Origin of the sequence: Paraburkholderia sp. J11-2 (assembly GCF_905220185.1) — a bacterium.
Lineage (GTDB): Bacteria > Pseudomonadota > Gammaproteobacteria > Burkholderiales > Burkholderiaceae > Paraburkholderia.
In genome coordinates, this window is sequence record NZ_CAJMYY010000002.1 from 435,980 (window position 1) to 457,465 (window position 21,486).

The following is a 21,486-nucleotide window of genomic DNA, read 5'->3' on the forward strand; positions in this document are numbered from 1 at the left end:
AGCGCAACATGAAAGTCGAACAACTGACCTATGCCATCGGGGCGGAACTGACTGGCGTGAATCTCGCCGATGCGGTTCACGACGACGGCCTCTTTGCCGAGATTCGCGCGGCGCTGCTCAAGCACCGCGTGCTGTTCCTGCGCGACCAGAACATCACGCGCACCGAGCATGTGGCGTTCGCGCGCCGTTTCGGCGAGCTGGAGGACCATCCGGTCGCGGGCAGCGACCCGGATCATCCGGGGCTCGTGCGCATCTACAAGAACCCCGAGCAGCCCAACGACCGCTACGAAAACGCCTGGCACGCGGACGCCACCTGGCGCGAGGCGCCGCAGTTCGGTGCCGTGCTGCGCTGCGTGGAATGCCCGCCCGTGGGCGGCGACACGATGTGGGCGAACATGGTGCTCGCCTACGAGAAGCTGCCCGAACACGTGAAGGCGCAGATCGACGGTCTGTATGCGCGCCACAGCATCGAAGCGAGCTTTGGTGCGGCCATGCCGATCGCAAAACGCCATGAACTCAAGGCGCAGTTTCCCGACGCGGAGCACCCGGTGGTGCGCACGCATCCGGAAACCGGCGAGAAGGTGCTGTTCGTGAGCGCGTTCACGACGCACATCACGAACTATCACACGCCCGAGCGCGTGCGCTTCGGTCAGGACGCCAATCCGGGCGCGGGCGACCTGCTGCGCTATCTCGTGAGCCAGGCCTATATTCCGGAGTACCAGGTACGCTGGCGCTGGAAGCCGAACAGCATCGCGATCTGGGACAACCGCAGCACCCAGCACTATGCCGTGATGGACTATCCGCCCTGCCACCGCAAGATGGAACGCGCCGGCATTATCGGCGACAAGCCGTACTGAAGCTGTAGTGATGCAGGCAGGAGACCCAAACCAATGACGCTGGACACCACACCGACCATCTTGATGGTCCCGGGGTTGCGCGACCATGTGCCGGAGCACTGGCAAACGCTGCTGGAAAGCAAGCTGCCCAAGGCCGCTTCGGTGCCGCCGCTCGAGCACGACAAACTGAGCTGCGCGGCGCGCGTGGCCGCGCTCGACGCGGCGCTCGCGAAGATCGACGGCCCCGTCATTCTCGTGGCGCACAGTGCGGGTGTGATGATCACCGCGCATTGGGCGCAGCAGCACAGCCGCAAGATTCATGGCGCGCTGCTCGCCGCGCCGGCGGACCTCGAAACGCCGCTGCCGGCCGGTTATCCGGCGTTTGATGCGCTCGTCGAGCACGGCTGGACGCCGATTCCGCGCAAGCCGCTGCCGTTCCCGAGCATCGTGGGCGCGAGCCGCAACGATCCGCTTGCGCGCTTCGAGCGCGTGGCGGCGATGGCGAAGGATTGGGGCAGCACCCTCGTGGACCTTGGGGAAGTCGGGCATCTGAATCCGGCGGCGGGATTTGGCGAATGGCCCATGGCCGAGATGTTGATTCATGAACTTGTCTGATCAAAAGTGGGCGGCGCAGGCGAGCCGCGACGCGGGTGAACCGGCCGTATTGACGATCGAGGCCTTCTTCGATTTCATCTGCCCGTGGTGCCTGATCGGCAAGCGCAATCTCGATGCGGCGCTCGCGCGTTTCGCGCGTTCGCGGCCCGATGTGCGCGTGCGGGTGCAGTGGCGCTCGCACCAGTTGCTGCCGTGGACGCCGCTCGAAGGTCTGCCGTATCAGGCGTTCTATCGCGACCGCCTTGGCAGCGCCGAAGCGGTGGCCGCGCGGCGCGCGCAGGTGCAGCGCGCGGGGCGCGATGCGGGTGTCGAGTTCGCGTTCGAGCGCATCGCGGTGCTGCCGAACACGGCCGCCGCGCACGACCTGGTCACGTTTGCCGCTAGCCGCGGCGCGCGCGAACAGAGCGCGGCGCTGATCGACCGCGTGCTCAAGGCTTACTTCATGGAAGGCCAGAACATCGGCGATTACGCGGTGCTCGAATGCCTGGGTCTTGAATGCGGCCTCGAACGCGAGAGCCTGGAGGCGCACCTGGTTGCATCGAAGCGCCTCGCAGACCCGACCGGACAGCGCGTACCCTACGCCGACCCGCGGGTGACCGGCGTGCCGTACTTCGTGTTCAACAAGGGTTATTCGCTCTCGGGCGTGTATTCGCCGGTGGCGATGGCCGGTGCGATGGCGCTGGCGGTCGGAAATTGATGCGAGTCGAGGGAAGTCGAGGGGAAAGGGAATGACACGTGAAGTACCGGTCGGCGCGGCCGACGAACTTGCGCCAGGCCAGCGCAAGCTGGTTTTCGTCGACGGCCGCAGCATCGTGCTGTTCAATATCGAAGGGCAGATGCACGCGGTCGACAATTCGTGCCCCCACAACGGCGCCTCGCTCGCGAGCGGCTCGCTCGAAGGGTGCATGTTGCGCTGCCCGGCGCACGGGCTGCGCTTCGACGTGCGCAGCGGCTGTATGCCGGGCGCGGGTGGACTGAAGCTCACGACATTTCCTGTGCGCGCCGTAGAAGGAAAGTTGCTGCTGAGCGTGCTGGCAACGCCGGCTTCGAGCCAGGCATAGCCGCGCAGCACGGCATTCGAATCTCGCACACGAACAAAAGTTACTTAGGATAGCAAACCATGAAAGGCCTGATGATGGAGCAACCGCTCCTGGTCGCTTCGCTGCTTAACCATGCAGAACGCCATCACGGCGCGCGCGAAATCGTCTCGCGCCGCGTGGAAGGCGACATTCACCGCTACCGCTACCAGGATCTCGCGCAGCGCGCGCGCCGCATGGCGAATGCGCTGTCGAGCCTCGTCATCGCGCCGGGCGAGCGCGTGGGGACGCTGGCCTGGAACGGCTACCGGCACATGGAGCTGTACTTCGCGGTTTCGGGTTCGGGGGCGGTGCTTCACACACTGAATCCGCGCCTGCATGCCGATCAGCTCGTCTACATCATCGAACATGCGCAGGATCGCATCATCTTCTTCGATCTCACGTTCCTGCCGCTCATCGAGAGCGTCGCGGCGCGCGTAACGAGCCCGATGTTCTTTGTCGCCATGACCGATCGCGCGCATATGCCGCGCAGCCATAGTCTTGGCTCGAGACTCCTCTGCTACGAGGACCTGATCGACAATCACACGGCCGATTTCGAATGGCCGCTGCTCGACGAAAACAGCGCGTCGTCGCTTTGCTATACGTCGGGCACGACCGGCAATCCGAAGGGCGTGCTCTACAGTCACCGCTCGACGCTGCTGCATACCTACGCGGCGGCGCTGCCCGACGCGCTGAACTGCTCGGCGCGCGACACGATCCTGCCGGTGGTGCCGATGTTCCATGTCAATGCATGGGGACTGCCGTACATTGCCTGCATGACGGGCGCGAAACTCGTGTTTCCGGGCCCGGCGCTCGATGGCAAGTCGCTGTATCAACTGATCGAAGAAGAGCAGGTCACGCTTTCGGCCGGTGTGCCGACGGTCTGGCAAGGCCTGCTTGCGCATGTCGAGTCGGTGGACGGTTCGTTCTCGTCCATGCGCCGCACGATCATCGGCGGCGCGCCGTGCCCGACCGCGATGACCCAGGCGTTCCAGAAGCGCCATCACGTCGACGTGATTCATGCATGGGGCATGACGGAACTGAGCCCGGTTGGCACGGTTTGCAGTTTCAAGGCGCATCAGAGCGCGCTGGACGAAGATGAGCGCTACGCGCTTCAGGCGAAGCAGGGGCGCTCGGTGTTCGGCATCGACATGAAGATCGTCGACGCTGCCGGCGAGGAACTGCCGTGGGACGGCCATGCCGCCGGCGACTTGCAGGTGCGCGGACACTGGGTCGCAAGCGAATACTTTGGCGGTGACTACGCCTCGCCGCTGCAGGACGGCTGGTTCCCGACCGGCGACGTGGCGAAGATCGATGCCGACGGTTTCATGCAGATCGTGGATCGCAGCAAGGACGTCATCAAGTCGGGCGGCGAGTGGATCAGTTCCGCCGACATTGAAAACGTCGCGAGCCTGCACCCCGAAGTCGCCACAGCGGTTTGCATTGCAGCACGCCACCCGAAGTGGGACGAGCGGCCGCTCTTGCTGATCGTGAGGAAGCCGGGCAGCGCGCTCGAAGCGGACGACCTGCTCATGTTCTTCGACGGCCGCGTGGCGAAGTGGTGGAAGCCCGACGCCGTGCTGTTCGTCGACGCCGTGCCAATTGGCGCGACGGGCAAGGTGCTCAAGAACCAGCTGCGCGATCAATACGGCGGGCACTACTTGCAAGCGTGTTAAGCCCTCTGGTCACAACGATTCATTCAGGTAATACCCTTTAAGGCAACTACAAAAGGCGCGGGGACCACCCGGCAGCCACACACGGAGATCGGCAATGAAATTGAAGTTCGGTAGCCTCGCAGCGTTGGCCTTGTTCGCCAGCGCAGCGCATGCGCAATCATCGGTCACGCTTTATGGCGTGGTTGACAGCGGCCTGCTGTATCAAAGCACTTCGGCCGCAAACTTTTCGGGGACCGCCAAGAATCTGGGGAGCACCTGGCAGCTCAAGGACGGCGGGATCTTTTCGAGCGTCTGGGGCATGAAGGGCACCGAGGACATTGGCGGCGGCTACAAGATCAACTTCAAGCTGCAAGGCTCGTTCACGTCGAACAACGGCAAGACGGGCCTGTCCGACACGCCGGGCGTGACCGCGGTCTTCAACCAGTACGCGACCATTGGCGGGTCGGGCTGGTTCGGTTCGATCGACGCGGGCCGCCAGATCATCCCGATGATCTACGCGATGGCGGACACCGACGTTCGCGGCGCACAGTACTTCGGCAGTATTTTGACCGCGTGGCTGGGCCTCAATCAGGCGGCCGGGTGGCCCGGCACGAGCACGAACGCGCCGATCGGCGCGCTCTATGACAGCAACGCGATCGTCTACCGATCGCCGAAGTTCTATGGCGCTTCGCTCGAGCTGGAGTACGCGCCGGGCGGCGTGCCGGGGCAGTTCCAGGGCGGCACGCGCGAATCGGCCGTGCTGAAGTACTCGAACTACGGCCTGAACCTGGCTGGGGTCTACTACAGCGGCCACGACACCAATCCGTACGCGGGCAATTTCCCCACGACGCCGGCTGCACCGGCCACGGGGCGCAACAACAACAACTTCTACTACGTCGGCGCGATGTACACGATCAGCGGATTCTCGATATCCGGCTCGTTCAGCTCGTCGAACTCGTCCAGCCTGTTCACCAAGGCGACCTATAACTTCGAAATGATCTCGGCCGGCCTCGGTTACCAGTTCAGCCCGGTCTTCAAGGTCACTTCGGGGTACTACTATTTGAAGGACCGCAATAACTCGGCGAATCATTCGAGCGAAGTCGCCGTAGGCGCCGAATACAACCTCTCGAAGGCGACCAAGGCGTATGCCCAGGTCGGCTATGTCAGCAACAAGGGGACCATGAACCAGACGATCGTCTACGGTGCGCCAGTCGCGCCGGGCCAGTCGACGACGGCGGCGATGGTCGGTATTCGTCACGCGTTCTGATCCTCATACACCCTAGAAAAGATGGAGCAATTTATGAAGAAAACCACGGTAGCCGGGTTGGCGGTCGCGACGCTCGTCGCGGTGGCTTCCATGAGTGCGTGGGCACAACCCCAAGGCGCTGCCAGCGCGCCCGCCGAATCGCAGGCGGCGTCCGCGACCGCGGCTCCCGCGGCGGTTCCGTCCGACCGGCAGGCGAATCGCGCCATGCGCCGCAAGGTGTATGCGGCCATCGGCAAGGACAAGTCGATCAACGCGGGCAACATCAGCGTGGGCGCGAAGGGCGGTGCGATTACGCTGAATGGGACCGTTTCGGACACGGCACAGATTGCCAGGGTCGAGGAAATCACCAAGGGTGTTCCCGGTGTGACGTCGGTCACCAACAAGCTGACGGTCAAGAAGTCTTTCGGCGGCATGTAAGCCGCCACACGAGGCGCGCAGTACGGTGCGGCCGGGAGTCCCCCCGGTTGCACCGGGCTTCGCCCGGCAGCGTAGAGGTTGAATCCAGTCGGCCTCTCGCTGTTTCTCCGGACTGCTAATAACAATCCGGAGCGTCGATCAGGCTCGTGTGCAGGCATGAGTCTGGAGGCGTGAGTTCGACGTTAGAGTCGGAGCGTTTTATCGCCGTTTCGCGCGTGCGGAACGGCGATTTTTTTATGCAGCCACCGCCCGAGCGACCATTGCCACGCCCACCGCAATCGCGGCCGCCCCAATCCCCCGCGCGACTCTTGCGCCGCCCGGCAGCCATCGCTCCGCGGCAATCGCCGCAGCGACCAGCGCCATCGCGGGCCGATCCATCACACCCGCTGCGAGAAGCACCGCCATCAGATTCCCGCAGCAGCACAGGCAGTGCCGACCGAGCCTCAAGCCGTGACGCAGCGCCGCCCGCACATCGAGCCGCGCGTGCCCGCATGACGGCGAGTACCCGCAGCACGCTAGCCAGCGCGCTTTCCACGCTGAGAACTGCAGCGCGCCCGCCAGCACGACGACAACCCCCGCCGCGGCCGGCGCCGTATGCGCCAGCGCAGGCGCCGCGACGGCTAGCGCTGTGAGTTGCGCACCCGCCGCGAATACGAGCACGCCGACCGCGAGCCACACGAAGAAGTACCCCACGCCAGCCATCGCCGTCATCCCGCCCGCCCGCGCCGTGCGTTCATCGCTCATCGCCTCGAAATACCGCCACAAAGCCGGCGTGAGCGCAGGCAACATCATCGCGACCATCATGACATTCCACATGCCGGCAAACGATACGGCGGCGTCGAACCACGTGCGCCCGCACATGGGTGCCCAGAGCGCGGACATCGTCCAGCCGCCGGGCATGGGCGTGCCGCCCATCGCCTCCATCGACGCACACCAGACGAACGTCACCGCGGTGCTCGCCGCAAAGACCAGCGACGAAACGCCAAAGAAAATCGCACGCGGAGCCGGACCGCCGTGCCGCCGTACCGTCATGCCGACGTTATCCATAATGCGCCTCAGCTTTGCGTGTACTCGTCATGCCGGTGCCACCAGATGCCGGTCTCGTTGCGACCCTTCGGCGCGCGGTCGAGCCACTGGTACATGCCCCATACGCCATCCAGGCCGCGCGCATAGGTCGAGTACGTGTGATAGACCACGCCGTCTTCCAGCACGAATGCGCTGAGGCCCGGGCGGTCGCGCGTGTAGGTTGCCGCGTCGGTGCCGCAGCTCGCCGCGAATTCGGCGACGGGCGCGGGCGGCGGATTCATGTCCATCGCGTGGCCGCTGCGCGCATAGTTGTATTCGATGTCGCCCGCGCGCTGCTGCGCCGTGGTGAACGACACGTTGAAATCGAAGTTGAAGTCGTTGCCGCTCGATGAGGCCCACGGAAAGTGCCAGCCCATGCGCTTGCGATAGTCCAGCAGCTTGGGCAGCGGCGCGCGCGACACGGCCATGAGCCGAACGTCGTGATTCGCGAGATGCACGGCGATGCCCTCGAAGCCATCGGCAATCGACGAGCACGACGGACAGCCCGCCGCGTAATCCGGCCCGAACATGAAGTGATAAACGAGCAGTTGCGAGCGGCCCTTGAAGAGATCGGCGAGTGTCGCGCCGCCATCTTCGGTTTCGAATCGATAGGTCTTGTCGACACGCACCCACGGCAGCGCCTGGCGCTGCTGCGCCAGTGCGTCGCCGCGCCGTGTGTGTTCCTTTTCTGCCGCGAGCAGTTCGATACGCGCCGCAAGCCAGTCTTCGCGTGTTCCTGTGGTATGGGACATTGCCTGGTGCTCCTATGAATTCACTGGGGTGACGGCGCGCTGTGCGCGCCGCCGCGTCGTTCGATCGATGATTCGTTTGATCGCCGTGTTAGATTAGGCGCGGACCGAGGAGCCGGGGGAGTGACAAGTGTGGCGGGATTCGCATGACGATGGATTCGCTGATAACGGCTGCGGCGCGCGCGCTCGCAGCCGGTGATCCGCTCGGCGCGCTGAACCGGGTCGCCTTGCGCGACGATGCGCCCGCGCTCGCGTTGCGCGGCATCGCCATGGCGCAGCTCGGCGACTTCGCGCGTGCGAAAACGCTGTTGCGCAGCGCGGCGCGCGGCTTCGGCGCGCGCGAGGCCGTGGCGCAGGCGCGCTGCGTGGTCGCCGAGGCCGAGATTGCGCTTGCCTCGCGCGATCTCGGCTGGCCCACCGACACGCTCGCTGCGGCGCGGCAAACGCTCGAAACCCATGGCGACCGTCTCAATGCCGCGCACGCGCGCTACCTGGAAATTCGCCGTTTGCTGCTCATTGGCCGGCTCGACGAGGCCGGGGGCATGCTCGCACAAACCGATCCCGCGCCACTGCCGCCCGCCTTGCGCGCGGCGCACGAGTTGATCGCCGCGGGCATTGCCATGCGGCGCATTCAAACGCAGGTCGCGCGGCGCTCGCTTGCTGAAGCCGCGCGCGCGGCGCGTGCAGCGGGCATCGCGGCGCTGAGCGCCGAGATCGAGAGCGCCGCGCGGCTGTTGACCTCGCCGGCCGCGCGCCTCATCGCGCGTGGCGAAGAGCGGGTGCTGCTGCTGGAAGACGTCGAGGCGCTGCTCGCCTCGAAGGCGCTCGTCGTGGATGCGTGCCGCTACGTTGTGCGCGAGGGCGCGACGATCGTCGAACTGGCAAGGCGGCCGGTGCTGTTCGTGCTCGCGCGCGCGCTCGCGGAGGCGTGGCCTGCCGATGTGCCGCGCGACGCGCTGATCGCCCGCGCCTTTCGCACGAAGCACGCCGACGAAACGCACCGCGCGCGGCTGCGCGTGGAAATTGGCCGCTTGCGCACGCTGTTGCGCGACGTGGCCGAGATCGGCTCGACGCAGCAAGGCTTCGCGCTGGCGCCGCGCACTGCGAGCGAAGTGGTGGTGCTGGCGCGGCCTGTGGAAGAAAAGCACGCAGCGGTACTCGCATTTCTTGCCGACGGCGAATCGTGGTCGAGTTCGGCGCTGGCGCTCGCGCTCGGCGCGAGCCAGCGCACCGTGCAACGCGCGCTCGATTCGCTCGCCGCGGCGGACAAGGTGCAGTCGTTCGGCTACGGCCGCGCGCGCCGCTGGACCACGCCGCCTGTTCCCGGATTCGCGACGACCTTGTTACTCCCCGCGCCGCTGCCGGGCGATTAGGATGAACGCCTGCCCTTTCATTGAAGGAGGAAGTCATGAAACGAACGACTGCCGAAATCGTCCGCGAGTACGGCCCTTTTCCCGGCATCGACAAGGTGGGCGGGGTCACCTACGACGGTAAGCAGGTCTGGTTCGCCGTGGGCGAGCGCATTGCGTCGCTCGACCCCGAGAGTGGCCAGACACAGCGCTCGATCGACATCGCGGCGCACGCGGGCACGGCGTTCGACGGGCGGCACCTGTTCCAGATTTCCGAAGACCGCATCCACAAGATCGACCCCGAAACGGGCCGCGTGCTCGCCACGATTCCCGCGCCCGGCGGTGGCGGCGACTCGGGGCTTGCGTGGGCGGACGGCACGCTCTGGGTCGGGGTGTATCGCGAGCGCAAGATCCACCAAATCGATCCGCAGACGGGCGCGATTCTGCGCACGCTCGAATCGAGCCGCTTCGTCACGGGCGTGACGTGGGTGGACGGCGAGTTGTGGCACGGCACCTGGGAAGGCGACGAGAGCGACTTGCGGCACATCGATCCGGGCACGGGCGAAGTGCTGGAACAACTCGACATGCCGCCTGGAACCGCCGTTTCGGGACTGGAGTCCGATGGCGGCGAGCAGTTCTTCTGCGGCGGCGGGAACAGCGGGAAGATTCGCGCGGTGCGGCGGCCGAGATAGCGACCGGCGGCGATTTGTTATGTGAAGGCATCGCCACTGTCTGTGCGCCAGCGCACGTGCCGGCGCCGCTTTTTGTCATCCCGATGGAGGTGTGCAGAGCAGGTGTTCGTCATCAATAGTTAGCGATCCATATCGATGGGTGCAGCGCCGACCCTGACGCGCTGCCTTGAATGTCACCGTACTGTCGCCTATGCTCATTCGGCGGATTGCGTCGCGATATCCGGAGCAGCCCTTGGGGAAGCGCCATGGCCGAGGAAGGTGGAAACAATACGCCCGGCAACGGTGCTGTCATTCAAACCGGGAACGACCAGCCGTTGCGCAATGGTATCGACCGCGTTGGCGAGGAAAATGCCAACGGCTTAGGCTGGCGACGCTTTTTGACGTGGGTGCTTTATTGCGCGTGCGTTATCGCTGCCGTCCTTTACCTGTTCTTCTGGCCGTCCTTCAACGCAGCGCCACACGTTGCGGCGTCTGCGGGAGTGCACGCGGGCGCGCCAGGCCAGACTGCGCCATCCTCGCTCCATCCCCCCAAGGCCGCGTCCGCCAGCCAGTCCGAGCGGCCGCTTGACACCGTCAGGAAGGTGATGAGCGATCTGCTGACTGACGAACAGGAGGAAACGAGCTTCCAGGGGGTATTCGTATTGGCGCTCACGTTCCTCGCCTTTCTGATGCACGGGCTCGAGAGCGCGGGCAAGAAAGAGGGACATGGCGAGGCTGCAACGGCCTGGACCTCGAGATTGCGCCGCTGGGCAGGCAATCCCCACGTTCGTTTTGCCGTGCCGACACTGATCTTCTTCGCGGCAATGATCCGCCGCAGTCACGACGATGCGGCCGTTTTCCTGATGGCGGTCCTCGCCATCTACGTTGCGGCCGAGCATTTCGTGGCGCTGCAACAGCAGCACGCGACGGCGCGCTCGATACTGTGGGAAATGAGCCAGCAGGCCGAGGAGATCAAGAAACATACGAGTGGTTTAGGCGCGTTGCAGACCGATCTGAAGCGACGCGCGACGGAAGTCGGCGACGTCATCGCGGAACTGAACCGGCAGGTTGGCAGCATCAGAAATTCACTGGGTACACCTTATAGTCAGAGGCAGCTCTACAAGGCCTATGGTGTTCCGGTGGACCCGCGCCGTGCAACGACGCCGAAGGGCTACGGGGCGGGAATCTATGCCGTCTACCGCTTGCTCGATATCGACGGGGAATGGCTGGATGCCCCGCGCAAGCAGAAGTGGCCGCTCTACTTCGACAAGAACCCGCCCCGCGAAACCTTGTACTCCGCGTTGATGCGGGGGCGCCGCGACAGGGTGCTGATCATCACCGACATGCCGCTCAGGCTCGTGAAGCCATGGAGCGATGCCAGCGAGCCGGATAGGGACCGTGCAACGGACTTTCTCCGTTTTATCGGACTCGTGTGGCATACGGTGGTGCTGGAGCAGGCGGCGCGCGACCTTCAGGCGGAACACGGGGTGCGTGCGAATTACGACGTGAGGGTTGGCGATTCGTCGAACTGGATGCATGTTGTCGACGGCACCGTTTATCAATTGCTCGGAAAGCCGCCGGGTCAGGTCTATCTTCGCGATCTCACGCTCGACATCACGCGCGAGGGCGAGCGCACGGGGATGAATCTCGTGAGCTGGGCCGTGGAGGACATCATGCGCTCGGCTTCGCGCGCGGCCAGTGCGTGCGACTATATTTGCGCTGTGTTCTCCCAGGTATTGATGATCAGGCGCTTGTACCAGATGGATCTTCCCTTGCTGCCTGGCATCGTCGACCAGATCCTGCTCGATATCGGTTTCGGCGACTGGCTGCAGTTCCAGGACGGCTTTGTCGAGAAGTGGAGCGAAACGGATGCGAAGACCGTGTTTCGCGGGCTGATCGAGAAGTTTCTTGTCGGTCTCGCCGACGACAAGGGCACGCTTACCGCCAGCCTCATTTACCGGGAGCTGCAATGAACGACGCCGCAAGGCCCGAACCGGTACCGGTTTCGCAGCTTTCAGTGATGGCAAGGCACATCGACGACCTTGCCGAGCGCGTCTACGCGAAGCTGGTGACCCGCCAGCCCGACGGCAAGTGGACGTTGCACGACCCGGAACTGGTCGCGCAGCGCGTGGCGCGCGAACTGGCCGGGGAAGACCATGAAGAGAGCGCAGCAAAGCGCGAGGCGGCGCAGCCGTCCGACCTGCCGCTTCAGACGCTGGCCGAAGTGTTCCTGCAGTCGGTTGAATTGCTGATGGCCTCGCCGCACGAGCCCGACAGCAAGAGCGCGCTCCTGACGTGGTGCGGAAAATCGCCGGACACTTCGATAGGCGAGTCGGAGCAGATCCGCGTCGACTTGCTGACGACGAGCTGGCTCGGCCTGCATTTCGTGGGGATTCCGTTCAGCATTCCATGGGAGCGGGTGCGCCGCTGGGCCGACGAAGAGGGCGGCGGTTTGCCGAATGGGGCCTGTATTGGCAAGGCGATTGGCGATATCGTACGCGACGCTCGCAAGCACAACGAACGAATGAAGCGCGAGGAAAGCAGTGCCGCTCGCGCCGTGCGGCCAACCGGCGCCGCGCAAACGCCTGCCGAAAACGCGGCTGCGGCCAAGGTTGCCGCGGGGGCGGGCGGCGTAGTGCAGTCGGCGCGCAACCCCGCGCTGATCGTGTTTTCCGGGTTGCCGCTTCTATTGTTTCCCGAATTGCTGCGCGGTGAGCCTCGCGAGGGGTGCACGCCCAACGGGGCGCATATCCTGGGCCGATGCTATGAGCTTCTGCAACTGGTGCTTTATTTGCGGGCCGGGTTCCAGATTCTGTATTGCGTAAAGGAGGACATCGTTGTCGAATGCCTGCGCTTCGTCCATGCGCAACACAACGCTACGCCGACAAAAGAGAGCGCGTGGAAGATATGGCAGCACGCGCTGGAGTGGCTGCAGAATCTGGTTCCTGCGCCAGTGCTCGAACGCCAATACGTGTGCGTGATGGAAGATCCGCTCATGCCTGCGTGCTTCATCAATCACGAGCGCGGGCTCTATACGGTCGAAACGCCGATGGCGAACGAAGACCGGAGCCGCCAGGGCCGCCGGCAGGGCGAAATGCCGCTGCCTGCGAGCTATATGCGTGAGATCCGGCGCTTGCTGTACATCGAACACCTGACGGCAGGTGGCGGGCTGAGCAAGGCGACCAACCTGTTGAGCAAGGACGCCAATTACCACGAAGCGGTCTTCAGGAATATCTGGAGCCGGTGCCAGGCGGAGAACCGCCGTCCAGCCGCTGGCTCCGATCCTCAAAACGTATAAGTGACCTTCCCAAACGCCGTGCGCCCGAGCGTGTTGTACCCGTACGCGGTCACATATTGCCGGTTGAACACGTTCGCGAGCGTGGCCGAAAGCGCGAGATGCGCATTGACCTTGTACGACGCGCGCAGGCTCACCGTCGTCCACGAAGGCAGGTAGATCGTGTTGAGCTGGTCGTCGAACGTCGAGCCGTTATACAGCAGCGAAACGCCGGTGCTGAGCGCGTGGAGCTGGAACTCGTCCCACGTGTGATCCACGCTCAGGCTCACCGTCTGGCGCGGGCGGCGATTGAGCCAGGTCTGGTCGGTCACGTCCTGCGGATTCAGAATCCCCACCGTGAGGCTCACCGGCGTGGACTTGCCGAGCGCGCCCTTGTACGAGAGGTCGAGACCCTGAATGTGCGCGCGGCCCACGTTCACAGGCAGGAAGGTCTGCGAGTTGTACGTGATGAGGTCGTGTACGCGCGTGTCATACACCGCGGCCGTGAACGTGCCGATCGACGTGGTCGCATCGAGCGCCGCCTCGACCGAGTCGCTGCGCTCGGGCAGCAGGTTGGGGTTCGAGTAGCCTGGATAGTACAGGTCGTTGAACGTGGGCAGACGGAACGCATTGCCATACGAAACGCGCGCCGTGTAGACCGGCGTGATCGCCCACGAGAGCGCGACGTTGCCCGTATTGACCGACTCCCCCTGCACGATCTCGTGCCGCCCCGCGAGGAACAGCGTGACGGGCCCGAGCGTCGTGGACTGATGCATCGACACGGCGGAATCGTTGCGTGCGGGCAGGCCGCCCGGCACATCCACAGGCAGAAACGCCAGTTCGCGCGTGTAGTCGTAGGCGAGCTTGGTCTCGCCGTCGAGCGGCATGCCGAAGAGCGTGTGGCCCCTTTCCTGATGCGTGAGCGACGTGGAGGTGGCAAAGCGCGTCGAATCGATCTCGTCGGTCGGGATCGTCGGGTCGTTCGAATAGAGGAACTGACGGTCGGTGGCGTACCCCACCGACTGATCGAACTGCGTGGTCGGCGTGATGTCGAGGTGGAACGCGAGGCCGGTCGTGAGCTGGTTGTCGCGCTGGCGGTCGTTGCCACCCGCGTTGTCGTAGGAGAGATCGGAGCGGTGATAAAGCGCGAAGGTCGAGATCGACCAGTTGTCGTGCGCGTAGCCAAGGCGCGCGTCCAGGTTCTGCGCGTGGTAAGGGTTGCGGCCGGCTTCGTGGCCGTAGGCCCAGGGCTGCGTCGCGTCGATGCCGGCCGTGTTGTAGTCGTGCAGACCCAGCGAATACGTGAGTCCGCTCAACGCGGCAAGCGGCCCGGTCGAGCCGATCGTGCCCGAGGTGCGCACCTGCGTGTCGAAGGTCTTGTTCGAGCCGCCGCCGAACGACACGGTGGTCTGGTTCGGCTGGTTCGACGCATGGCGCGTGAAGAGCTGCACGACGCCGCCCACGGCGTCCGCGCCGAACGAGGCGGCCGCGGGGCCCGAGATCACCTCCACGCGGTCGAACGAGTCCGTCGCAAGATCGCCCCATTCGGCCGTGCCGGTGGTGACGGAGCCCACGCGTATGCCGTCGATGAACACAGCCACCTGGTCCGCCGACGACCCGCGGATGCTCACGCCCGTGTACGACCCAGGCCCGCCGGTCTGCGAGACGGTGACGCCGGGCAGCGTGGCGAGCGCCTGCGCGATACCGGGGTCGATGGGGGAGACGCGGTCGAGGTCGGCGCGCGTGAGCACCTGGGTGGTCGCGTAGCGCTGGTCGAACGATTGCGGCAGATGCTGCGTGTCGCCCACGACGAGGATATTGGGCAGCGTGGTGTCGTCGGTGGTTTGCTGCTGGGCCTGGGCGGGCGATGCGTCGGCGGCATGCGCGGTTTGCCACGCACAGGCGAGCGCGGCGGAAGTCAAAACGAACTGGCGAAACTTCATGATGCGGTGGCTGGAAACAGCGCTTGTTCAGGGCTGTCCTTGCAACGGGCGGCCGCCGCACGGGCGGTGCTTGCGCATTGGGGATCCCCGCCCGCTGCGGCTGCTGGACTCGGCTGATGGCAGGTCTCCTGGCTCGCGGGTCGACGTCCGTTGCCGGCCTTCCCGGTTTCCCAGTGGCCCGCTCTGGCATGGACTCGCCGCTGACAGTTGCGGGGGCAGCCGCAGTCTTGCACTGCGTTCCCTTTTGATCCCGTCGCCGGGAACCATCAGCGCGCAAGGGTAATGGCCGCGCATTGCGCGCGTCAACCTTTGCCGGGTGCGGTGTGGCGAAAACACCCGGTTTGGTCTGCCCCCTGGCGCCACGCGTTGACCGATGGACGTGCGCTGTTATGCGGGTGTCTCACGGCACGCGATCTCGTGCCGTTGACGGAGGGGCGAGAGAGGCGCTTGCGCAAGCCCCGGTGTTCAGTGCATAAAGCACGGCCCCGAACCATTGTGATCCGGGGCCGCTTTCCAGTGTGGCTACATCACGAAGCCGAGAGCTTCACCGCCACGCCGGTCGAAGAATAAACGGGCGTGGCCTTGAAGCCATCCACAGTGACGGTCGCGAACTTGACCGACGCGCCGCTGCCGTCGATCAGGTCGATCGTGTCGCCTGCCTTCGGCGCATAGCCGTTCACGAACTTCACGTGCAGCGTGCCGCCCGCCACCGTGAGCTGGCCGCCCACGCGCAGGCGTCCGCCGCCGTTGCCGTCGATGTCGAGTTCGAGCGTCGTGCTGTCGAGCTGCGTGTACTTGCCCGCTACCGTCAACGGCGCGGCCGCCGCGACGGTCACGCTGCCGCCGGAGCCCACGTACACATCGCCGTTGCCGAACGCCGTGGCCGACGCGGCCGCGAGCACGCCGCCGCTCACCTGCGAGCCGCCCGTGTAACTGTTGTTGCCCGCGAGCGTGAGCGTGCCGCTGCCCTGCAGCGTGAGCTTGCCCGAGCCGGCAATGTCGTTGCGCCAGGTGTCGGCGGCGTTGAAGCCGCCCTGGCTTGCGTCCATTGCGACGATCACGTTGCCGTTGAATGCGCCATAACCATCGGCAGCACTAAACATGTTCAGACGGCCCCAGCCTTCGGAGTCGTCCATGACCGGATAGCCCGAGACGACTTCGGTCGTCTTCAGCACGACGCGGCGCTGGTTGGCGCTCAGATACGGGAAGCGCGTTTCGAGCAGCACCTCGGCGCCCTTGGGTACGACAGGCGGCGCTTCGGTCGATTCGATCTGGCTGAAGCCGAACGTCATGCGGCGCGCGAATTCCGTCTTGTTGGTCGCATAGTCGGCGAAGCGGTCAGTCGCGCTCGTGCCCGAATGCGCGAAGGTCGAGAAGGTCGTGGTGCTCGTGCCGGTTGCCTGTTCGAGCGCGCTGTGCGCTTGCGCGTAGGCCGTGTTCTTGAGCGTGGCGTTCGCGGGGTCGTAGAGATTCGCGGCCGTGGCGGCCAGCGCGAACATGCGTCCGCCGATCACGTCGAGCGGCGAATGCATGCCCGCAAGAATGCGGTTCTCGCCGAGTTCGAGGCCGCGGCTCGCCATTTCCTGGTAACGCTCGGGCACGAGGTAGGCCATCGTCATCGCGTCGCGCATGGCTTCGGCTTCATGGCCGCTGATGAAGCCGCCGTCGGTCGAAGGCGTCGTGCTGATCGCCGGCACGAGCGTGGGGTCGACCACGACGCTCGTGCTCCAGCGGAATGGCCGCGCGTATTTGTAGAAGCGCTTGGCGGGTTCGGTCGAGGCGTTGTTGCCCATGGTGTTGAGCAGGTCCACCACCTTGCCGAACGTCGCGTTGCTCGTGCTGCCCACGCCCGTGTTGTTGCCCGAGTCGTTGTAGAGCGTGGTGGTTGCGTCAGCGGGAATCGACGTGATGCTCGTGGTTTGCTGCGCGGCCGCGCGCCAGGCGGCGGTGAGCGGGCCCATGCCGTCGGTCACGCTGTAGCCCTTGCCGCGGCGGTCGTCGTAGTAGGCGGCGTCCGCTTGCGCCTGGGTGCGCTGTGTCGTTGCGCTCACAACGTACTGGATGTTCGCGTTCAACACGGTGCTGTTGAGAATCGTGCCGTTGGGCGTGCCGTCGGTGGGCACGCCCGTCCATGTGGACTGCACGACTGCGGGGAACGTGCCGTTGGCGGGGGCGGAAACGCCTGCGTCCACGAGCAGCGTGAGCGGCTGCCACAGATCGAGAAAGCGCGCCACCACGCGCACGCCCGCGTTGGTCGCGAGCGTGGCGTAGCGCGCGTCGCCGCGCTGGTTGGTCGCGATGTTGTCGACGAAGGCGGGCACGTCGGGAATCGGTGCGTTGTCCACGAAGCCGGGGTCGGCGGGCGGCGCGGGGATGACGGCGGTGCTGGCGGGGTCGCTATTGCCGCCGCCGCAGGCGGTTAGTGCAGCAATGCTGGTAAGCACTGCCAGGTAGAGTGGCAGCGCAATTCGGTGGTGTGATGCGGACATGCTGAGGGCTCCGTCGTCGTGGTTGATGCTGTGTGGTGATGGCAGACTGACGGCGGCGAATTATGCTTACCCTCGATTACTCCCTAATTACCAAATTATTACGTCTATGTTAAACGGTAATTGAAATGAAATGCGGGTGAAATAATGTTCGGGGTTCATTTACGGCCGCGCCTCGAGATACCCCACCTGTACCGGCGGCACGAACCACGCGAGACACAGGCCGGCGAGCGCGGCGATGGCGGCAACAACGAGGCCCATGTGGATCGAATCCACGAGCGCGCTGCGCGCCGAGCTCATCATCGCGTCGCCGGCGTGCCCGGCGCTCACGAGGCGACTGATCAGCGCGGCCTGGTCGGCGCGGTCCACGAGCAGTTCGGGACTCGCAAACGACTTGAACCACTGCGTTGCCTGGTACGAGTCCAGCGAGCGATTCACGCCCATGGTGTAGAGGTGCCCGAGCAGTGCGCCGGTCATCGCCGTGCCCAGCATGCCGCCGAAAGTGCGCAGCGATTGCAGCATCGCCGTGGCGGCGCCGAGATGGTCGCGCGACACGATTTGCTGCGAGCAGACCGTGAGGCTCGTACCCACGAGGCCCAGGCCGAGGCCGCTCGCGCCCATGCACGCCATCCACACGAGATGCGGCTCGTTGCCTCGCAGCACGACCACCGCGAGGCTCGCGAAGGCGGACAGTGCGAAGCCGATGTAGAGGATCGCGTTGGCGCGCCGGATACGCGTGACCACGCGGTTGTTCACGAAACTGCCCACTGTCGTGCCGAGCAGGAGCGGCGTGATCAGCATGCCCGAGGCGCGCGGTGACATCGCGTAGCCGCCCTGGAACAGCAGCGGCACGTAGAAAACGAGCGAGAACAACGCGAACCCGCCAAGCACCGACATCGCAAAGAGCGGACCGAGCTTGCGATCGAGCAGCATGTCCACGGGGATGATCGGGTAGCCCATGCGCTTTTCCCAGAAGAAAAGCGTTAGCGAAAAGACCAGCACGATCACTGCGAGCACGATCGTCGTCGTCGTCCATCCTTGTTTCGGCCAGAGCTCGATCACGAGTTGCAGCGCGCCAAATGTAACAGCGACGACGCAAGCGCCGAGCCAGTCGAGGCGCAGCCTCGCCCCTTCGCGCGCATGGTGCAGATGCGGCAGGAAAGCATGCACGAAGAACAGCGCCAGCAGACCCACCGGCACGTTGACGAAGAACACGAGCCGCCAGCTTCCGTGCTGGGTCAGCATGCCCCCGAGCGTGGGTCCGACCATGTTCGCAATGCCAAACGCGGACGTGACGAATACCAGCCAGCGCAGGCGTAGCCTCGGATCGGGGAACAGGTCGGCGACGGTCGCAAAGACTGTCCCCATCATGATGCCGCCGCCAATACCTTGCAGGCCGCGCGCGAGCACGAGAAACAGCATGTTGGTCGCCATGCCGCAGAGCACCGACGCGACGGTGAAAAGAAGAATGGCGGCGAGCATGAAGGGCTTGCGGCCGAACAGATCGCCCAGACGCCCGAAGATCGGAATGGTGATGACGGAGGCAAGCATGTAGGCCGTCGCGACCCATGCATAGAGTTCGAAGCCCTTGAGTTCCGCAACGATGCGCGGCAACGCGGTGCCGACAATGGTCTGGTCGAGCGCGATCAGCATCGACACCGACGCGACGCCGAGCATCGCCAACACCGACTCGCGAAACGGCAGCAGTTGCCGTCCTTGATCTTGAAGCCCGATGCCTGCGGCCATGGAATGCTCCTCGCCGCTCTGAAGCGGCCAATCTGCTGTGCGGTGCCCGGCAAAAAGCGAGTGAGTCGGGCCTGCGCGTGCGACCTTCATTCGATGTGCATTGATGGTACGCCCGCCTACGCGAACTTGACGGTACGAACACGCGTTTGGCGGCGGTTATTCCACTCGGCCGGCCAGGGCCTGGAAGCCGCAAAGCGTTTGACAACGTTTCGCGGCGCGACAATCTGCAGTGCAAATTTGGTCCGCATGGAGTAAATCGGCTAGTGCGCTGTTTGCCTTCACGTCGAATACGATTCGACCGATACGGAGGGGACGTCATGAACGCTGCAATTCGACTCGTTTTACGAGCAACGGTGTGCGGTGCGGCCGTGCTTTCCCTGGCCGGTCTATGCGCGGCGCCCTCGAGTGACGCGGGACCTTCCCGCAACCGCGAAGAAGGCCTGTTTTTATCAGAGAACGACGCGGCCATGACGAAGATGATGGCCGGGATGGCGGCGAAGCCCACAGGCGATATCGACCGCGATTTCGTCGCAACGATGATTCCACACCACCAGGGCGCGATCGACATGGCCATGGCGGAACTGCGGCACGGACACAACGAACAGCTGCGCAGGATCGCTCAGGAGATCGTGGTCGAGCAACAGCAGGAGATCGTCGCCATGCGCCTCGCGGTGCATGACTCGATCGCTGCGTCCGCTCCGATGTCCCACTGACCCACGCGCGTCACGACGCAGGAGACAACGCCATGAAATACATCACCATGAAGTACAACCTCGTTGTTGGCGCGGGCATGGTCGCCGCATCGCTTGTTGCATCAACGCTCGCCGAAGCGGGGCAGGTGCCCGGATCGCTCGCAGCTGCCGATATTCCAGTCAGCCATCGGGACCGCGTCTATTCGTCTGATCAGTTTTCGAACACCGTATCGGTCATCGATCCCGCCGCCAATCGTCTGATCGGTGTCATTCGGCTCGGGGAGCCGACTCCGGCCAACTTCAGCCCGCTGTATCACGGTCAGTTGCTCGTGCACGGTATGGGCTTTTCTCCCGATCACCGCACACTCGCCATTGTTTCCATCGGCTCGAATTCGGTGACGTTCATCGATACGCAAACCAATTCGGTCAGGCACGTGACCTATGTGGGCCGTTCGCCGCACGAGGCTTTTTTCACGCCAGACGGCAATGAGGTGTGGGTGACCGTGCGCGGCGAGAATTACGTCGATGTGCTCGATGGCAAGACCTTCGAAGAGAAGACGCGCATCGTCGTGCCAGCCGGGCCGGGCATGCAGATCTTCTCGCCGGACGGAAAGTACGGGTATATCTGTTCGTCGTTCAACCCGGAGACCGATGTCGTTTCGGTTGCCGATCACCAGATCGTGGCGAAGGTCACGCAGGCGAGCCCGTTCTGCCCGAACATCGCGGCTACACCGGATGGCAGGCAGGTCTGGTTCACGCTCAAGGATGTGGGCAAGACCCAGGTGTTCGACGCGCGCCCGCCGTTTGCGCCGCTGAAAACGCTCGACACGGGACCGATCACCAATCATGTGAACATCGTGCAGAACGCTCACGGCATGTTTGCGTACGTCACGGTGGGCGGCCTGAACCAGATCAAGGTGTTCCGTACCGACGACTTTTCGCAGGTGGCGACCATCGCCGTTGGCAGCCTGCCGCATGGCATCTGGCCGTCCGGCGATGGCACGCGTGTCTACGTGGGCCTCGAAAACGGCGATGCGATGACGGCAATCGACACGCTGACCAACAAGGTCATCGCCACGGTGCCGGTCGGCCAGGCGCCACAAGCCGTGGCGTATGTGCCCGACGCCGTGCCGCAGGGCGATGGCACGGCCAACACACAGCCGCTTGGCGCGGCGGGCGAGGCGACGCACGTGTCGCTGATTCCGGTGGGTGGCGCGCCCGCCGGACAGGGCGGTGCGCCCACTTCGGTGGCGTTGTTCGATCAGGGCTTGCTGCAGGTGCTGCAGGCGGCGGTCACCGGGCTGCAGGCAGGGCAGCCGTATTTCCTCGGTCTCTCCGACCACGCCGACGGCAGTGGCAGCATTGACGTGCTCGCGAGCTTCAAGACCAATCCGGCCGGCTCGGCCATCGTCAACACGCTGGGCCAGATTCGGCAAGTCGTTACGCCCGGTACGCCGGGCACAGCGGGCGTTGCCGATCACCGCCGATACCTTGTGATTGCGCCCAATGTGGGCGGCGCTCCCGGACCCGCAGTGCAGGTGCAGGCCTTGTGAGTGTTACGTGGGTATCGCGCCAGTCATTTCGAATTCCTTACTAAAAAGGTGGCGAACACTGTCTGTTTGCCCACGTAAGGCGCCTCCTGGCC

18 protein-coding genes and 1 riboswitch are annotated in these 21,486 nt (G+C 64.7%); of the genes, 13 read left to right on the plus strand and 5 right to left on the minus strand.

Annotated elements, in window-relative coordinates; translation table 11 throughout:
* Positions 1 to 8 precede the first annotated feature (8 nt).
* From U5A57_RS04190 to U5A57_RS04220, 7 genes are all read left to right on the plus strand, one after another.
* The gene (locus U5A57_RS04190) at positions 9 to 857 is read left to right on the plus strand and encodes a TauD/TfdA dioxygenase family protein (protein WP_321908448.1); all 849 of its coding nucleotides are present in this window, start codon (positions 9 to 11) and stop codon (positions 855 to 857) included.
* Between the two features lie 33 nt (positions 858 to 890).
* On the plus strand, positions 891 to 1,451 hold the full coding sequence (locus U5A57_RS04195; protein WP_321908449.1) for an RBBP9/YdeN family alpha/beta hydrolase: 561 nt from the start codon (positions 891 to 893) through the stop codon (positions 1,449 to 1,451).
* On the plus strand, positions 1,438 to 2,148 hold the full coding sequence (locus U5A57_RS04200) for a DsbA family oxidoreductase (RefSeq protein ID WP_321908451.1): 711 nt from the start codon (positions 1,438 to 1,440) through the stop codon (positions 2,146 to 2,148). The genes U5A57_RS04195 and U5A57_RS04200 overlap by 14 nt, the downstream gene beginning before the upstream one ends.
* A gap of 31 nt (positions 2,149 to 2,179) precedes the next feature.
* Positions 2,180 to 2,512, plus strand: coding sequence for a Rieske (2Fe-2S) protein (locus U5A57_RS04205; protein ID WP_321908453.1), 333 nt, complete (start codon positions 2,180 to 2,182; stop codon positions 2,510 to 2,512).
* 59 nt (positions 2,513 to 2,571) lie between these two features.
* Positions 2,572 to 4,203 (plus strand): 3-(methylthio)propionyl-CoA ligase, encoded by a 1,632-nt coding sequence (locus U5A57_RS04210; RefSeq protein ID WP_321908455.1) that lies wholly within the window; start codon positions 2,572 to 2,574, stop codon positions 4,201 to 4,203.
* 94 nt (positions 4,204 to 4,297) lie between these two features.
* Entirely contained in the window at positions 4,298 to 5,449 is a 1,152-nt protein-coding gene (locus tag U5A57_RS04215; RefSeq protein ID WP_321908457.1) for a porin, read from the plus strand.
* A 33-nt stretch (positions 5,450 to 5,482) separates the two neighbouring features.
* Positions 5,483 to 5,866 (plus strand): BON domain-containing protein, encoded by a 384-nt coding sequence (locus U5A57_RS04220; protein WP_321908458.1) that lies wholly within the window; start codon positions 5,483 to 5,485, stop codon positions 5,864 to 5,866.
* Positions 5,867 to 6,100: 234 nt separating this feature from the next.
* Here U5A57_RS04220 and U5A57_RS04225 read toward each other — a convergent pair whose 3' ends face one another.
* Together U5A57_RS04225 and U5A57_RS04230 are read right to left on the minus strand one after the other, a co-directional pair.
* Positions 6,101 to 6,898: a DUF2182 domain-containing protein gene (locus U5A57_RS04225; RefSeq protein ID WP_321908460.1), complete on the minus strand. Its 798-nt coding sequence runs from the start codon at positions 6,896 to 6,898 to the stop codon at positions 6,101 to 6,103.
* A 23-nt stretch (positions 6,899 to 6,921) separates the two neighbouring features.
* The gene (locus tag U5A57_RS04230) at positions 6,922 to 7,683 is read right to left on the minus strand and encodes a DUF899 domain-containing protein (protein WP_321908462.1); all 762 of its coding nucleotides are present in this window, start codon (positions 7,681 to 7,683) and stop codon (positions 6,922 to 6,924) included.
* 149 nt (positions 7,684 to 7,832) lie between these two features.
* Between U5A57_RS04230 and U5A57_RS04235 the strand changes: the two genes are divergently transcribed.
* The 4 genes from U5A57_RS04235 to U5A57_RS04250 all read left to right on the plus strand — a co-directional run bounded on the left by U5A57_RS04235 (position 7,833) and on the right by U5A57_RS04250 (position 12,998).
* Positions 7,833 to 9,053, plus strand: coding sequence for a helix-turn-helix domain-containing protein (locus U5A57_RS04235; protein WP_321908464.1), 1,221 nt, complete (start codon positions 7,833 to 7,835; stop codon positions 9,051 to 9,053).
* A 35-nt stretch (positions 9,054 to 9,088) separates the two neighbouring features.
* Entirely contained in the window at positions 9,089 to 9,721 is a 633-nt protein-coding gene (locus U5A57_RS04240; protein ID WP_321908466.1) for a PQQ-binding-like beta-propeller repeat protein, read from the plus strand.
* Between the two features lie 245 nt (positions 9,722 to 9,966).
* Positions 9,967 to 11,673, plus strand: a complete 1,707-nt coding sequence (locus U5A57_RS04245; RefSeq protein ID WP_321908468.1) for a hypothetical protein — start codon at positions 9,967 to 9,969, stop codon at positions 11,671 to 11,673.
* Positions 11,670 to 12,998 carry a hypothetical protein gene (locus tag U5A57_RS04250; protein ID WP_321908469.1) on the plus strand — a complete coding sequence of 443 codons (1,329 nt, stop codon included), beginning with the start codon at positions 11,670 to 11,672 and terminating at the stop codon, positions 12,996 to 12,998. The genes U5A57_RS04245 and U5A57_RS04250 overlap by 4 nt, the downstream gene beginning before the upstream one ends.
* Here the strand turns inward: U5A57_RS04250 and U5A57_RS04255 are convergent.
* From U5A57_RS04255 to U5A57_RS04265, 3 genes are all read right to left on the minus strand, one after another.
* Positions 12,986 to 14,917, minus strand: a complete 1,932-nt coding sequence (locus U5A57_RS04255) for a TonB-dependent receptor domain-containing protein (RefSeq protein WP_321908471.1) — start codon at positions 14,915 to 14,917, stop codon at positions 12,986 to 12,988. The two genes, U5A57_RS04250 and U5A57_RS04255, sit on opposite strands and share 13 nt — an antisense overlap.
* A gap of 100 nt (positions 14,918 to 15,017) precedes the next feature.
* Positions 15,018 to 15,200: riboswitch (cobalamin riboswitch) on the minus strand.
* A 244-nt stretch (positions 15,201 to 15,444) separates the two neighbouring features.
* Positions 15,445 to 17,406, minus strand: a complete 1,962-nt coding sequence (locus tag U5A57_RS04260) for an acid phosphatase (protein WP_321908473.1) — start codon at positions 17,404 to 17,406, stop codon at positions 15,445 to 15,447.
* A 159-nt stretch (positions 17,407 to 17,565) separates the two neighbouring features.
* Positions 17,566 to 19,149, minus strand: a complete 1,584-nt coding sequence (locus tag U5A57_RS04265) for an MFS transporter (protein WP_321908475.1) — start codon at positions 19,147 to 19,149, stop codon at positions 17,566 to 17,568.
* Positions 19,150 to 19,466: 317 nt separating this feature from the next.
* On the opposite strand from U5A57_RS04265, the gene U5A57_RS04270 reads away from it, so the two are divergent.
* Together U5A57_RS04270 and U5A57_RS04275 are read left to right on the plus strand one after the other, a co-directional pair.
* Complete coding sequence (locus U5A57_RS04270; protein ID WP_321908477.1) at positions 19,467 to 19,862, plus strand: DUF305 domain-containing protein; 396 nt, start codon at positions 19,467 to 19,469, stop codon at positions 19,860 to 19,862.
* 47 nt (positions 19,863 to 19,909) lie between these two features.
* Positions 19,910 to 21,394, plus strand: coding sequence for a YncE family protein (locus U5A57_RS04275; RefSeq protein ID WP_415774578.1), 1,485 nt, complete (start codon positions 19,910 to 19,912; stop codon positions 21,392 to 21,394).
* Positions 21,395 to 21,486 lie beyond the last annotated feature (92 nt).

Bases quoted from the DNA above. Each gene is read 5' to 3' on its own strand.
- U5A57_RS04190 (WP_321908448.1), top strand. From the start codon at position 9: ATGAAAGTCGAACAACTGACCTATGCCATCGGGGCGGAACTGACTGGC.
- U5A57_RS04195 (WP_321908449.1), top strand. From the start codon at position 891: ATGACGCTGGACACCACACCGACCATCTTGATGGTCCCGGGGTTGCGC.
- U5A57_RS04200 (WP_321908451.1), top strand. From the start codon at position 1,438: ATGAACTTGTCTGATCAAAAGTGGGCGGCGCAGGCGAGCCGCGACGCG.
- U5A57_RS04205 (WP_321908453.1), top strand. From the start codon at position 2,180: ATGACACGTGAAGTACCGGTCGGCGCGGCCGACGAACTTGCGCCAGGC.
- U5A57_RS04210 (WP_321908455.1), top strand. From the start codon at position 2,572: ATGAAAGGCCTGATGATGGAGCAACCGCTCCTGGTCGCTTCGCTGCTT.
- U5A57_RS04215 (WP_321908457.1), top strand. From the start codon at position 4,298: ATGAAATTGAAGTTCGGTAGCCTCGCAGCGTTGGCCTTGTTCGCCAGC.
- U5A57_RS04220 (WP_321908458.1), top strand. From the start codon at position 5,483: ATGAAGAAAACCACGGTAGCCGGGTTGGCGGTCGCGACGCTCGTCGCG.
- U5A57_RS04225 (WP_321908460.1), bottom strand. From the start codon at position 6,898: ATGACGGTACGGCGGCACGGCGGTCCGGCTCCGCGTGCGATTTTCTTT.
- U5A57_RS04230 (WP_321908462.1), bottom strand. From the start codon at position 7,683: ATGTCCCATACCACAGGAACACGCGAAGACTGGCTTGCGGCGCGTATC.
- U5A57_RS04235 (WP_321908464.1), top strand. From the start codon at position 7,833: ATGGATTCGCTGATAACGGCTGCGGCGCGCGCGCTCGCAGCCGGTGAT.
- U5A57_RS04240 (WP_321908466.1), top strand. From the start codon at position 9,089: ATGAAACGAACGACTGCCGAAATCGTCCGCGAGTACGGCCCTTTTCCC.
- U5A57_RS04245 (WP_321908468.1), top strand. From the start codon at position 9,967: ATGGCCGAGGAAGGTGGAAACAATACGCCCGGCAACGGTGCTGTCATT.
- U5A57_RS04250 (WP_321908469.1), top strand. From the start codon at position 11,670: ATGAACGACGCCGCAAGGCCCGAACCGGTACCGGTTTCGCAGCTTTCA.
- U5A57_RS04255 (WP_321908471.1), bottom strand. From the start codon at position 14,917: ATGAAGTTTCGCCAGTTCGTTTTGACTTCCGCCGCGCTCGCCTGTGCG.
- U5A57_RS04260 (WP_321908473.1), bottom strand. From the start codon at position 17,406: ATGTCCGCATCACACCACCGAATTGCGCTGCCACTCTACCTGGCAGTG.
- U5A57_RS04265 (WP_321908475.1), bottom strand. From the start codon at position 19,149: ATGGCCGCAGGCATCGGGCTTCAAGATCAAGGACGGCAACTGCTGCCG.
- U5A57_RS04270 (WP_321908477.1), top strand. From the start codon at position 19,467: ATGAACGCTGCAATTCGACTCGTTTTACGAGCAACGGTGTGCGGTGCG.
- U5A57_RS04275 (WP_415774578.1), top strand. From the start codon at position 19,910: ATGAAGTACAACCTCGTTGTTGGCGCGGGCATGGTCGCCGCATCGCTT.